The organism is Salegentibacter haimaensis (assembly GCF_054121495.1).
The window spans coordinates 371,130-385,150 of the sequence record NZ_JBSYGH010000001.1 but is presented as its reverse complement, the minus strand read 5'-3'; the positions used below and the strand labels follow the sequence as shown (position 1 = coordinate 385,150).

Here is a 14,021-nt window from a genome sequence, read left to right as displayed (position 1 = left end):
CTTATACCTATTTTGGGATTCCATCAACACTATCTAGTTGGAAAAGCGAGGTTGTGAATTGCTTTCAGAAATGCCAGTTTATTCACGACTTCCAAAATAAAAAATAGAATCCAGGAGTAATTGTACTTTTAATCAGGATTCACAGGTATGCTCGCTATAGAGAACAGCAAGCCCAGTTGTGAATTGCTTTCAGAATTGTACTTTTAATCAGGATTCACAGGTTTTATACTTCCATTGTTACACTGGGTTCAGTTGTGAATTGCTTTCAGAATTGTACTTTTAATCAGGATTCACAGGATAACAGCATCGGTAATTGAGGCTTTGCGGGTTGTGAATTGCTTTCAGAATTGTACTTTTAATCAGGATTCACAGGCCACATTGTTGGACATTCCATTTGTTCCGGGTTGTGAATTGCTTTCAGAATTGTACTTTTAATCAGGATTCACAGGGTCACGTCATCAACAAAGAATGGTTAGGTTGTTGTGAATTGCTTTCAGAATTGTACTTTTAATCAGGATTCACAGGAAAACGTCACAAAGCATTTACAGTTGAATAGTTGTGAATTGCTTTCAGAATTGTACTTTTAATCAGGATTCACAGGGGCTTATGACGGAGCTAGTTTGGTGTATACGTTGTGAATTGCTTTCAGAATTGTACTTTTAATCAGGATTCACAGGTTCAGGAGGTGTATTAGTGCTACACGACATGTTGTGAATTGCTTTCAGAATTGTACTTTTAATCAGGATTCACAGGTCACAAAAGACAAAGAAGGTAAGACTCTTAGTTGTGAATTGCTTTCAGAATTGTACTTTTAATCAGGATTCACAGGTCTCTTTAGATAAAGTTTCAGGAAACTCTAGTTGTGAATTGCTTTCAGAATTGTACTTTTAATCAGGATTCACAGGGTAAGGCTCTGAATACATATCGGGCAGAATGTTGTGAATTGCTTTCAGAATTGTACTTTTAATCAGGATTCACAGGAGGAAAAAGAACTTTCAAAAAAGTAGATTAGTTGTGAATTGCTTTCAGAATTGTACTTTTAATCAGGATTCACAGGATACCCGCTGTAAAAAGCTGGTATCCTGTTTTTTAGAGGGGTTCTTAGAATTGAAAATTCAGCGTATTTGAGGAAGTTTCTATTGTACCCGACCTAAGAATTAAAATCCTAAAACAACTCCAATTGTTGGGTAGGAGCCTCAGTTGCAGTTTCCTTGCGGCCGTGAAAGAGTTCGATCATTCCAAATTGTTTATCGGTAATTTGCATAATGCAAACCTTTCCTTTTTTCGGCAGTGATTTTTTGGTGCGCTTGGTATGCACTTCGGCATTTTCCCGACTGGCACAAAACCTGGTATAGATCGAAAACTGAAACATTCCAAAACCATCATCTAAAAGATCTTTTCTAAACCTGGCAGCAGCCTTGCGTTCGGCCCGGGTTTCGGTTGGTAAATCAAAAAATACAAGTACCCACATAGAGCGATATTGGTTAAGCCGTGAAAATTTGTCTTCCATCTTTATTGATATTCAGGATATAGAATCTTCCTGCTTAAATTTGCGAAACATTCATAGAGCGAGTTGGTGGTTCGGCTTAGGGCCACCATCAATGGGCTCCACTTCCCGTCAATATAAACGTCCAAAGCCGGCACCTTTAACAACATAGATTTGAGATTGGTATCAAGTTCCTGAACTTTCTCACCTGAAGCTACTATTTCGTAAACTAAATCATCTACATAAATGCGATATGGTTCCATAATATCATCGGCCAGGGCAAAGGCGTTGTATTTGTTGTGATGGAAAATACCAACCCCAGGTAGTAAACCGGAGCTAATAAGCGCCCTGGCAGTTACTGCCCTTAAGATTGCATAGCCGTAATTGAGCAAATTATTAGGAGGTTCCCCGTGCCGATAGCGAGTGAAGCCCTCAATATCAAACAGATTTTGCCAATAATGTGCTGCAGCCACAGCCTCGTGATTTTCGGAATCTCCGCTTTTTACCTCCCCCGCCCAGCGTTTTAATTTTTTATGATTTTTATTTCGGCGGAAAAGGTGTTGTGCCTGGTTGCCAATTTTCGCGCTAATGGTTTGTTGCCATAAATTTTTTTTCAAAGGAAGACTGGCATTTAATTGGGCCGTAAAGCGTTCGGTTTGCTCAGAATGTCCTACCAGGGGTTGAAGAATTGAACAGGGCAGGTGTTGTTTATCACAATTTACCACAGCTGCTTTGTTCTGAATCAGTTTAGTAATTAGTCCGTTGGTTAGAGTGATCTGCGGATTTTCCAGCACCAACATCCCTATATCTTCAATGGGCACCCGCTTCTCTTCTTTTTCTCCCTCAGGAAAGTTGATTACCAATTGCTCGTTTTTTGTGCTTAGATAGGCGGGATTGCCGAAAAAGAGGGTTCGTTTGATCATAATTTCACTTTTTTAAGCCTTCCTGAGCTGCTTAACCTATAAGGTCCTATTCTATTCCTGTTAATTCCGGGGGATAGAGATGACAGAATTTAAAATTTTCAAGATCATCGAAATAGCTAATAACCTCCTGTCTTTGCAACTTCGTTTTCTTCCTGGAAATTATACTTTTATATGAGCAATACTCCCAATTTTCAGGCCTATCCACAATACCGGCCATAACCGGGTTATAATGTATGTAATGAATCACTTTTCTTAGGTAAGTTTCATCACTAATGAGCTTTCGCTTATATGGTCTTGAAAACAGATTTCCGTTTCTATCTTGTTGTTTATTGAATGCTTTTGAATAGGCATTAAAAAAATTACTGAATTGACGGGAGACCAGACCTGACAGGTTTTGGAAACCTGTCAGGTCTATACTGGAATCGACTTCCCCGATCTTATCTTTGAAAAATTCTTTTAAGACCTTCTCCTCTTTAACTCGAATTAAAAAATGAAAATGATTAGGCATTAAACAATAGCAAAATGTATCTGCCACCTGGGTGATGTAATCATCATATTTTCGCAGGAAATACCGATAATTGTCTTTTGAAAGAAATAATTGCCCACTACCAATTACCCTATTGTAAATATGATAGGTGTATTCTGGGCTTAATATGGATTTGTAATCATTCAATATTTTCTTCTTTATCTCGGTCCGTTCAGAAATTCATTGTCATATGGTGACTAACGAATCGAATACCATTGATCACAGATTAAAACTTCCAGTTTAATGTGCCATCTAAATTCATTTCAAAATCTTTCCCTTCAATAGCAAAATTCCAATTATTACTTCTTAATCTTAAAAGAGGTGAGTATTCATTAAAATCAAAAGTAGATTTCTCTTTAAATTCCTTTTTAATGTCAGTATTACTTCCTGAAATTAAATGATGTTTTAATTTAATTCTTCCATCGCTTTCAAATTGATACATTTTATACATTCTATCAGAAAGTTCTTCTTTTGAAATTTCCCTAAGCTCTTCCATATTTTCTTTATAGAAAATAGCTTTTTGCCTTGATTTTAAAACAGCATATAATGGGATTTTAGCTTTTTTCTTTTGGAGGGAATTAAACATTGGGATTTCATAAAAATCTTTTTCACTTTCAATATTTAACTTTGCTAAATCAAATATGCCAACAATATCAATAGCACGTTCTTCTTTACCGTTTATTTCTCCTTTGTAATATAGACAAAAAACGTTCTCTCCATTTTGAGCATAAGTAGTTTGCTTATAAATTTTTTCAGATTTAAAATCGTGTTCATGGGGCTGCACAGCTGCCGAATGACTTAAGCGGTCAAAGCATCTGATATGTCTAATTTTATTAACCTTCTCTCCATTTTTATTAAGCATATAAATGCCATTTTCTAAAGCGGTCTTAAAATTTCCGGCTTTATTTACCTGTTTTTCGATAATGTTGAATAAATCTTTATCGACTATAACTTTTTTAACTTCAGTTAAATTTTTAAAACCCGGGGAAGCCGTGTCTTTAGCATAAGTAAGAGGTTTTCTTATAACTAATTTTATGTCCTCACCTAATAGCATTTTTTGATTTTCATCAAATAAAATTTTATGATTTTCATCCCTTTTTGGTTGTTTAATGGCACCGTAGAATGATTCGCCGTGCAATTGACCTCGTATAGTATCGCCTTTGGCCCATTTTGGTTTGCCATTCTCCTTTTTATCAATTTTGCCTCGTTTTCTAACTTTTTTGAAAGTAGGGGTTAAGGTTCGATGTTCTTTAAGATTATTAATGAGTGTTTCTTCCTCAATATTTTTTATATATGAAACTTTGAAGTTGTCCCAGTCTAGAGGCTCTTCATGGTAGGTTTTTCCTGTCCTGTTGTCTATTTCTAACTGGTATTTTTTGAGAATTTCATCTCTATATGCTGGTTTTGGAATTAGGGTAAGAATAGCTGCATCTACTGCATGGTGGCTATGAACAGAACGGTCTTTCTTTTCACTGCGTAATTTTACCTTGTAAATTTCCTTGAAACTATTTACCACATTCCCTTTTTGTACTTCTACACGACTAAAAACTGTTTTGAGATAAGGTATTGCATATTTTGTCATTATCTGCGTATCGCGCAACTGGCTATTACGCCAACTAGCTTTATATTCCTCTATGGTAAAAGTTTGTAGTTTCTGCTTTAGATAATCTAAATCAAATTTTATCTGATGACGTTTTTGTATATAGTAATCCTTAATTTCTTTAGTACTCGCATAACTGGTTCTCTTCAAATATTCATCCAGTTGATTTTCTAAATCAGTGATTTTACTCCATTTGATGAAAATAATTTCTTCAACTTTTCCTCTTTTCTTAATGGTTTTTTTCTCGACACTTCGTTTGCCGAAAATCGCTTCGATATTTTTTATGATAGGCTGAATAGATTTCCCATTAAAATTCAAGTCCTCGTCATAATTATCAAGTTGAATAGGAAACTTTTTCCCCTTTATATTTGAGTTGAAATTTTTATCTGCAAGCGTTAAATTTTTTAATTCGTTGTCAAAACTGATGCTTGCTGGAATAGTATGTTCAATATCGTAATATTCTCCATTTAATACATCACACATATTAATTGTTGCACCTGTATACATACATTTTCTATCTTGTTCTTCCCAAAGTCGAATTTTCCTGATTAAACTTTTATTTTCAGGATCAAAACTCGTCTTGCATTCCTTATTAATTTCCTCAATCGTTTTTTTGAATTTCTGGTTTTCCCTTTCTCGGTCATTTTGCCATTTTTCCAGGGCTTTACGATAGTTAGTGTTATTAAGTTCACGGGCAATCTCTACTACAATTCTTGTGTGGGTATCAATTTGTTCCGTTTGTAATAGAAAATTGAGTAATTGCTTTAATTTGTGCAGGGTTTTTAATGCCATCGGGTTTTTAAACCCCTTGCTGATGGGTTCCGGATTACCCAACAGTTTTAGGGATATCCCGTCTGCCTCAGCATCAGGGTTTCGATGCAAAAATGAATCGAGTTCAGATTCCTTTATATAAAATACTTCACCTCTTTGATTTATTTCCTTATAGGTATCCGAATTTGGGTACTTATCCTGTTCGGATGGATGCCATAAATATTTTATGTTTTCATCCGGAATAGCATAGTGCTGTTGTAAATAATTAAAAATGTTTTGATGAAGACGGGGTTGTTCCATAAAACCTCCTTTTTTAGCTTGAAATGGTTTTTGAAGGAACTCTTTATAATTACTTTTAACGTAAGCTAAATACTCATTTTTCTTTTCTTCTGCTATGTCTTTCCAGGTTTTCTCCCCTAATTCATCCTTAATTTTTTCCTGAATCAGTTTTATGTCTGATGAATCTAAATCCTCATCTTGACTCAAATAATAATCACCATCAGCTACCAGTTCGGTTCTAAATAAACCATTTAATATATTGTTTAATTTACGCTGAGTAGAAATGATTTCATAAATTTCATCAACTTTTTCAGCAAAATCATTAATCATAGCTTCTGAAATCTGATGGGATCCAAGGACTTTCTGAAGGTTTGCCATATACACTGCCTTAGAATAAATAAAACCTTTTTGAAGGTAGGGAAGAATCTTTTTAATGGCAGAAAGGCTTAAAGTCGCATAACCTTGCTGAAGTCTTATTTTAGAAAATTTATCAGCTTTTTCTTCCGGCAGTTTCAATTTTTCTGTGGCAAATTCTTTCAATTTTTCCTCGCTGTCAAAGGTGAATAAAACGTGCCAAATATCTTCAAAGGTATAACTAGCCGAATCTTTTTTTGATGGTTGAGCCTTACGTTTGAATGCTTCTTGCCAACCAAAATCTTCTTTCCAGTTTTCACCTAGAATATCCTCAAATTGTTTCAATAATTTTGCTGAAAGGACTTTCGTCTTTTCTCTAACTGCATAAGCGGAGGTTATAGTGGCTCGGTCCCTATGCAATTGGTTAAGAATAGATTTAAGGCTAAAATCACTACCTGTTTTATAGAAAATAGGATATATTTTCTCTTTAAGATATTTTTCCTGTTTCCAACCTTCTGGAGCTTCAATTTTCAAATTATTGATAAAAACCCAGGTTCGATACTCCTCATAGAGTGGGTGACTAATAGGTGCCCGTCTTTTATTTTTCTCATAAGTACACAAACCAACAGAACCTTTTTGCGTACGTAATGGACGTTGCCAAATGATAGCTTTCCATAGTTTTTCGTAGAACTGATTATCTAAATCATGAACCCGGCAAATTTCCTTTAACTCATTCTCATAATCTTTTCTAAGATTATAACGTTGGCGTATCCGTATTTTCGCACTGTCTGTCGATTTATCTTTTTGATATTGATAAAGTGCGGCACCCAAACTCCTATTTTCTTTGATGTAATCAGCAATCACATTTCTACCAGGGGTATCATTTTTCTTACTCCCCTCCATCATTGTTTTGGCCTCTTCTTCATCACGACCTTTGAAACCTCGTCTTTGAACCAAATGATAGAATATTCGACCTAGTATTTGGGGATTTTCCTGAAAAACTTTCTTATCTGTTTCATTCTCACTTACCGCTTTAGCTCGAAACAAATAATGATTCTCGTGCTTGTCCTTACCAAAAAGATGAAAATCGGGTTTCCCATCGCTATTAAAATCGTAACGAAGCCAATTGATAAAAGCTTCGGTCTGTGGGTATTTCCTGGGTTTATCCTTTTTATATCTTCTCCATTCATCTAACTCTTCTATGGTTAATGGACACATTTTCTTATTAATAAGAAATTCCAATAATTCCCATTTTCGATATTTTTCGGCTTGATAGTTTCTTCGCTTCCCCCGACTCTCAGTTCTCCTTTTAACTTTAGGAAATTCAACTCCCTTTTCCTCTCCAACACCTTTGTCAAAGATTAAAACTCCTGCTTTTATGATTTGATTTTCGGATTCTGAGATATCACGAATTGCCCAGCCGATAGAGTTTGTTCCCAGATCTAATCCTAAAGTTAGGTTGCTCATAAATTTTATTTTTATATATTTGAAATACTGAAAGCTTTTCACAATAAGGCTATAAGCCGAAGAAAAATCTTAAACCCTGCGTACTCCGTGGGGTTTTTTTCATCAAAACATTCAAAGCGGCCTTAACGGGTCGCTTTTTCTTTTTATTAAATCTTCTTCAGAATATTTCCCCGGGCAGTAGGGTGTGCGGAGAGTCTTACATAATTACTAAAATTAATCGAAAAAAGCAATTTATTGCCTGGGGGAGAAGCATTTTCTAAAAAGCAAAAACCTCCTTATTTGGAGGTTTTTGTGGTTTTGGGAGTGGGTTGTAGCCTCACCAGGAATCGAACCTGGATCTAAAGTTTAGGAAACTTCTATTCTATCCATTGAACTATGAGGCCTTTTTTAAAAATTAAATCATTCTTATTTACTCAAAATTCAAAGTTTAGGACCCCGAGCCGTCGGGGCTATTCTATCCATTGAACTATGAGGCCAGTCTTTAAAAATCTGGCAACACAAAAATAAGAATGTTGACTTCAATTTCACAAATTCAGCCTAAAATCCCGGGGCCGCTTTCTATAATCTTTGTACCTTCAATCTGAACAAAAATTCATCTAACATGAAATTATTTTCAACTTTAAGCGGATTCCTGCTGTTTTTCGCGGCTACCTGCAATAATCCCCAGGATGATCTTATAGAACTCACCGGCAATCTTGAAGCTACCGGAATCACCAGCTACCAGTACGGCAGTCACACGCTTACCACCAATGATACTTTCTACGCTCTTAAAAGCGGCAGCCAGGATCTTACTGCTTTTGAAGGTAAAAAAGTAAAGATTAAAGGCGAAAAAGTGGAAGGGTATCCTGTAGATGGCGGGCCCGAGTATATTGAGGTGAAAGAGATCAAAGAGAAACAATAAGCTGCGCACCAGCGGCTGGGAAAATTAAAGGGCAAGCTCTATATTTGGGCAAAATCTCCGAAAAGATGAAAAAATTTGCCCTTTTGCTGCTTTTTCCGGCAGTTTTATTTACTTCTAAAATTCAGGCTCAAATCGATGAATCCCAAACCGGGGCCTGGTACATGTATTTCTGGAATACTCAATTTGGCGAAAGCCGGTTTGGGATGCAGGGAGACCTGCAATACCGAAACTGGGACCTGGGTGGCGACCTGGAGCAAATGCTATTACGCGGCGGCTTTACCTACACTCCAAAAAATGCCAATATCAAATTCACCCTGGGCTACGCCCATATCATTACCGGGGATTTTGGACCTTCTTCCGAATTTACCGTAGAAAGCAGGATCTACCAGGAGGCTTTGCTTCCGCATAAATTAAGCGACAGATTCTACCTGGCCCATCGCTTTCGGTACGAACAACGTTTTATGGGCACCCAGGATATGCGCACCAGGTTTAGATATAACCTCTTTCTAAATGTTCCGCTTAACCAGGCCAATCTCAATAAAAATGCGATTTACATAGCACTTTACAATGAGCTGTTTATTAATGGGGAACGTGAATTTGGCGGCCCCCAGAGAGTGGCACTTTTTGACCGCAATCGCTTTTACAGCGCCCTTGGATATGCCATAAAGGATAATTTAAAAGTGCAGGCGGGCTATATGCAACAAACTACCGATATCTGGAGCAAGGGCCAACTTCAATTAAGTTTGCATCACAATTTTTAAGCAGAGGTTTTAGGTTTTCCTATCTTTAAGAACCAAACTTTTAAAGATGAAAACACTATTACTTATTTTATCCGGAATACTGGTCATTCCATTTTCAGTGATTGCACAGAAACCGGCTGAAGCCTTTGCGCACACCTATTCTATCGTGGCCCGCGATTCGGTGACAGGAGAGATGGCCGTTGGCGTACAAAGCCACTGGTTTTCGGTGGGCCCGCTGGTAGCCTGGGGAAAATCTGGAGTTGGCGTGGTCGCCACCCAGTCTTTTGTGAATCCGGCCTACGGGCCCAGGGGCCTGGAGCTAATGGAGAATGGAGAAAATGCTGAAATCGCGCTGGAAAAGTTAATTTCTGAAGATGAAGGCCGGCATTACCGGCAGGTGGCTTTTTTAGACAAAACCGGAAATACTTCAGCATTTACGGGCGACAATTGCGTGGAAGCTGCCGCGCATATCTCCGGAAATAATTTCTCGGTACAGGCCAATATGATGCTCAATGAAAACACCGTTCCTGCTATGGCTGAAGCTTTTCAGCAAAATGAACAACTCCCGCTGGCCGAACGTGTGCTCGAGGTTTTAAAGGCGGCCCAGCAAAGCGGCGGGGATATCCGCGGAAAGCAATCGGCGGCATTGATCGTGGTGGGGCCCGAGAAGGTTGAACAAAGCTGGAACGATAAGAAAATAGACCTGCGGGTAGACGATCACCCTGAACCTATTAAGGAACTCGAACGATTGCTTAAAACGGCCAGGGCCTATGAATATATGAACAGGGGCGACCTGGCGATGGAAGCAGGCGATGTTGAGGAAGCTCTAAAAGAATATGGCGCGGCCGAAAAATTATTCCCCGACAACCTTGAAATGCGTTTCTGGAAAGCTGTAGCCCTGGCCAACGCCGGCCGACTGGAGGAGGCAAAACCCATTTTCGACAGAATTTTTTATGAAGATGAAAATTGGCGCGAAATGCTGCAGCGTTTGCCTAAAGCGGGATTGCTTCAGCTGGAAAAAGAACAGCTGGAAATGCTAATAAATCAGGAAGACTGATTTTTCGTATATTTACCCAGCCCCTTCACAATCTAAAAAATTCAGAATTATGAAAATCACACTATCAAAATTAATGCTGGGTGCCGCGGCTATTTCTATGGGGCTTTTCGCATCCTGCAAAGACGAGGAAAAAACTCCTGAAACCATCCAGGTAGAAGAAAGCAACACTACCAATACCCAGGCTCAAAAGATGAACCCGGCGCACGGGCAACCCGGGCATCGCTGCGATTTACCGGTAGGCGCTCCTCTTCCCGAGAGCGGTTCAGAAAGTATGATGCAACAAAACCAACAAACTCCCTCAATGAGCACTTCTCCAATTAGAGTGAACCAAAACTCCACAAATTCAGGAACGGCTCAAAAGAATCCGCCGCACGGGGAACCGGGTCACCGCTGTGATCTACCTGTAGGTGCCGATTTGCCAACGGGATAAGAATTTAAATTTTAAACAAGTTTTTCTATAAAATGAAAAAGCAGGTATGATGCCTGCTTTTTTTATTTTTAAATCGTAGAAACTAACTATACTTCAATTGAAATTTTAACCTTTCCACCAAGCCCCTTTTCTACTATATCGTATAAAGTTTTGAGAGTAAGGTTACTGCCATTGTTTTCAATTCTTGAAATGTAGGAACGTTTTTTATCTACCAGTTCCCCCAGTTCTTCCTGAGTAAGATTTTTGTTCTCCCGGGCCTGTCTCAATAACAGGCCAATTTTAAATGATTCGAAATCCCTATCTAACTCATCTCTACGCTCAGTTCCCTTCTTACCATAAACGCTATCCTTAATTTCTTTCCAGCTTTTAGTTTCCATTTTTCTCATTTTTATCTTTGTAATAGGATTTCATTAAATAGATGGCTTTATCAATTTCTTTTTGAGGCGTTTTTTGTGATTTTTTAGTAAAACCATTAAGCAAAATCACCAACTTGCCCTTATCAAAGAAACAGAATACTATCCAAATATTTGTTCCCAACTTAATCCGCGCCTCATAAAGTCCTTTGACTCCACCAATAGATTTCAAATAGGTTGAAGGAATCCTTTCATAGGTCTCAATAATTTCCAGAACCTTAAAAATTTTATCCTGAACCTTTACAGGTTGAGAGAGAAGGAATTCCTCAAAATAATTTTTATACTGAATTATTTCTCTCACTTTTTCCATCAACACAAATGTAACTTAAAAGTTACATATATTCTGGATTTTACCCCCAAAAAAAATCCGTAGCTCAATAGAACTACGGATTTTTTTTATGCGGTATTCTTCGTTTCAAAATTACTCGTCCATCCCACCTTTGCGGGTTGCGTCTCTGGGCTCTGGCCAGGTCATTTGCTCACCGGTTCTGCGACTTACAGGCAATACGCTGCGTTCCCTTGAAGTGGTATCTTCATCTTCGCTGGCCATATAAGCCAAAACAGCGGTTAGAATTACATTGTTTCGCACATCGTCAAACACGATCTTGTCGTAAGTATCCAAATTGGTATGCCAGGTGTAATTCCAGTAATTCCAACTAAGAGAACTCAGCATAAAAGCCGGAGCCCCTGCAGCTACAAATGAAGAATGATCTGATCCTCCACCCGAAGGTGTTCCCGGAAAGGTGGTTTCGATTTCATTCTTGTTTTCATCGGGTACCGCTTCTAACCAGCGACCTAAATAATCATAGGCGTGCAGAAAGCCCTGTCCGTTTATGCTTACCACTCTCCCGGTACCGTTGTCCTGATTGAAAACAGCCTGAACATTTTCTACAATTTCGGGATTATCTTTTACGAATGCACGGGAGCCATTAAGCCCCTGCTCTTCACTGCCCCAATGTCCTGCAATGATTGTTCTTTTAGGATTTGGATATAGTTTTTTCAGGATTCGCATTGTCTCCATCATCACCATAGTTCCGGTACCATTATCGGTAGCACCGGTTCCGCCATCCCAGGAATCAAAATGCGCCGAAAGCACCACGTATTCTTCAGGTTTTTCGCTTCCTTCAATTCGCGCGATAGTGTTAAAAGTTGGCACTTCGCCGTGTTCTTTAGATTCAGAAACTATTTTAAGTTCGGGTTTGCTCCCATTTTCAGCTAATCTATAAACAAGGCCGTAATCTTCCAGGCTCATATCTATAGTAGGGATATTTTTTGTGTAAGCTCCAAAAATTTTGTTGGCTCCAAAACCACGGGACCAGTAAGAAGTGATGATCGCTGCAGCGCCGGCATCTTCAAGGGCCTTATAAAGGCTTCTCGAATTGTGACCGGTAGCCTGCATTCTCTCGCGCCAGGCATTATTTTGCTCTTCGCGCTCGTCTTTCATCTTCTGAAAAGATTCTTCGGTGGCCCACTCTTCCCAGTTCTCATCGGGTCTTCCCGTATTCTGGTATTGAGAAGCTAAAACGATTTTTCCTTTTACTGAAGATAACTTTGAAGCGAATTCAGTAGAATCTGAAGCTTCCGGAAGTAGAACTACTTCAGCGGTGATGCCTTTCTTTTTGGTAGAAGGACTCCAGGCCAATTGCCGGGCTTGCAGAGATTGAATTCTGGGCGAGATAAGGTCTACGTGGGTGATGCCTCTTTCCCAGCCTCGCCAGGTGCCGTACTGCTGATTTTCAGCTGAAATTCCCCAGCTATCATATTTATTCACCGCCCAGTCGTGTGCATTTTTCATTTGCGGCGTTCCCACAAGTCGTGGCCCTACCACATCCATAAGCTCATGAGCAAGTTCTTCTAAGGCAGAATTCTCATTGGCTTCTTTTACGATGTCTTCAACTATTTGTTCCTTTTCCTGTGCACTAACCAGTACCGAAACCAGGAAAAAACAAATCAATAAACGTAGTTTGTTTTTCATTATAAATTTGAATTGATTTTTAAGAATTCCAAATATATCATATTTGGCTTAAAGCCCGGCACAGTTTATTCCGCATAAAAAAAGCCCATCAAAAGATGAGCTTTAGATTTTTAAAGAAATCGATTTAATCTGTAGCCTGCCGGTAAACAAAATCTCCCAATATTATACTGGTTTCTTTTTTGATTCGGTCGTAATTAACACTGTAAGTGGTGGGATAATAACCCGCTTCTTCAAACATAGCCGGTTGGGGAATTTCAAAAGTATTGGATTGCTTCAGATTAAAATAATCTAACGTAATCATAGGTTCATAGAAAATAAAATCTCCATCATAAGAGCCATAAATAAAGGTATGAGTAAAGGTCTCTCCTCCTAATTCTGGAGCGTTAGCGCTAAGCCAGTGCTTGCCCATATAGGGTTCATAGCCCGGTGTGGGAAAGTAAGTGGCCGGCCAGTAATCGTTGTGCGGCAGAATTTCGGCCTTATTCTCATCGGTAATTTGCATTTTCTCTTCTTCAGAAATCATATAAAAATGAATGTCAAAATGCGGTAGCAAATAAAATTCTGGCGGGTGACCTCCGGGCATCCAGCCAAAGTCTATATGATCAAAAGGAATATTTTCAGCCTTATTGGGCAATTTTAAGCTGAATTCGTGCATTTCGTCTGGCAGATGCTCAAATACTTTATCGCTTACCTTAAGGCCAACTTCCAAAGGGCTGCCATCGCGTTGGATAGTAACAAAACTGCGAACAACACCTCTGCCATACGGCTCGGCAGGTCCATAAAAGGTATTGGCCTTTTCAGCAACTTTCCCTTTAAAATCGGCCGTTTCGAGACCCGGCACATCGGCATCAGGCTCACAGCTAAATAAAACAAAAACAATCAGGGGGAACAGGTAACTAAAGATTCGGGGCGATGCAATGGGCAATTCAAAATTCTTCATCGCTGGTGTTTATTGGTGAAGGGCAAAAATAAAGTGCCTGCCACTTTCTTAAAAAATAAGTCTTTAAAAATGAGAATTTTACAAGAAAAACCCCATACATGGGCTTTTGAAGGAATTTATTTAACTTGCCTCTGCAAAAAAATTATCCACCACAGCATT

The 14,021-nt window shown here is 38.7% G+C and carries 11 protein-coding genes, 1 tRNA gene, 1 pseudogene and 1 CRISPR repeat array; of the genes and pseudogenes, 4 read left to right on the top strand and 9 right to left on the bottom strand.

Translation table 11 applies throughout. The annotated features are described in order from the left end of the window. Positions 1-175: 175 nt before the first annotated feature. Positions 176-1,057: direct repeats of the CRISPR family, unit length 46 nt; unit sequence GTTGTGAATTGCTTTCAGAATTGTACTTTTAATCAGGATTCACAGG. Positions 1,058-1,165: 108 nt separating this feature from the next. The 5 genes from cas2 to ACW6QP_RS01815 all read right to left on the bottom strand — a co-directional run bounded on the left by cas2 (position 1,166) and on the right by ACW6QP_RS01815 (position 7,789). Continuing rightward, positions 1,166-1,510 carry a CRISPR-associated endonuclease Cas2 gene (cas2, locus tag ACW6QP_RS01835; protein WP_457909124.1) on the bottom strand — a complete coding sequence of 115 codons (345 nt, stop codon included), beginning with the start codon at positions 1,508-1,510 and terminating at the stop codon, positions 1,166-1,168. Between the two features lie 2 nt (positions 1,511-1,512). Next, the gene (gene cas1 / locus ACW6QP_RS01830; protein WP_457909123.1) at positions 1,513-2,409 is read right to left on the bottom strand and encodes a type II CRISPR-associated endonuclease Cas1; all 897 of its coding nucleotides are present in this window, start codon (positions 2,407-2,409) and stop codon (positions 1,513-1,515) included. Positions 2,410-2,455: 46 nt separating this feature from the next. After that, positions 2,456-3,082, bottom strand: a complete 627-nt coding sequence (locus tag ACW6QP_RS01825) for a transposase (RefSeq protein ID WP_457909122.1) — start codon at positions 3,080-3,082, stop codon at positions 2,456-2,458. Between the two features lie 79 nt (positions 3,083-3,161). Next, complete coding sequence (cas9, locus tag ACW6QP_RS01820) at positions 3,162-7,406, bottom strand: type II CRISPR RNA-guided endonuclease Cas9 (protein WP_457909121.1); 4,245 nt, start codon at positions 7,404-7,406, stop codon at positions 3,162-3,164. Positions 7,407-7,717: 311 nt separating this feature from the next. Continuing rightward, a tRNA-Arg gene (locus ACW6QP_RS01815) sits at positions 7,718-7,789 on the bottom strand. A 218-nt stretch (positions 7,790-8,007) separates the two neighbouring features. On the opposite strand from ACW6QP_RS01815, the gene ACW6QP_RS01810 reads away from it, so the two are divergent. The 4 genes and pseudogenes from ACW6QP_RS01810 to ACW6QP_RS01795 all read left to right on the top strand — a co-directional run. Next, entirely contained in the window at positions 8,008-8,307 is a 300-nt protein-coding gene (locus ACW6QP_RS01810) for a hypothetical protein (RefSeq protein ID WP_457909120.1), read from the top strand. A 65-nt stretch (positions 8,308-8,372) separates the two neighbouring features. Beyond that, on the top strand, positions 8,373-9,068 hold the full coding sequence (locus tag ACW6QP_RS01805; protein ID WP_457909119.1) for a DUF2490 domain-containing protein: 696 nt from the start codon (positions 8,373-8,375) through the stop codon (positions 9,066-9,068). A gap of 46 nt (positions 9,069-9,114) precedes the next feature. Continuing rightward, positions 9,115-10,104: a DUF1028 domain-containing protein gene (locus ACW6QP_RS01800; RefSeq protein ID WP_457909118.1), complete on the top strand. Its 990-nt coding sequence runs from the start codon at positions 9,115-9,117 to the stop codon at positions 10,102-10,104. A gap of 175 nt (positions 10,105-10,279) precedes the next feature. Then, positions 10,280-10,534: pseudogene (locus ACW6QP_RS01795) on the top strand (hypothetical protein); the annotation flags it as partial. 86 nt (positions 10,535-10,620) lie between these two features. On the opposite strand, the gene ACW6QP_RS01790 reads toward ACW6QP_RS01795, so the two are convergent. The 4 genes from ACW6QP_RS01790 to ACW6QP_RS01775 form a co-directional block, all read right to left on the bottom strand. Further along, complete coding sequence (locus ACW6QP_RS01790; RefSeq protein WP_457909117.1) at positions 10,621-10,911, bottom strand: helix-turn-helix domain-containing protein; 291 nt, start codon at positions 10,909-10,911, stop codon at positions 10,621-10,623. Next, positions 10,901-11,257, bottom strand: coding sequence for a type II toxin-antitoxin system RelE/ParE family toxin (locus ACW6QP_RS01785; protein ID WP_457909116.1), 357 nt, complete (start codon positions 11,255-11,257; stop codon positions 10,901-10,903). The genes ACW6QP_RS01790 and ACW6QP_RS01785 overlap by 11 nt, the downstream gene beginning before the upstream one ends. Before the next feature lie 111 nt (positions 11,258-11,368). Further along, a complete protein-coding gene (locus ACW6QP_RS01780) occupies positions 11,369-12,922 on the bottom strand; it encodes a M20/M25/M40 family metallo-hydrolase (RefSeq protein ID WP_457909115.1) in 1,554 nt (517 codons plus the stop codon). Between the two features lie 124 nt (positions 12,923-13,046). Then, the gene (locus tag ACW6QP_RS01775) at positions 13,047-13,862 is read right to left on the bottom strand and encodes a DUF5602 domain-containing protein (protein ID WP_457909114.1); all 816 of its coding nucleotides are present in this window, start codon (positions 13,860-13,862) and stop codon (positions 13,047-13,049) included. Positions 13,863-14,021 lie beyond the last annotated feature (159 nt).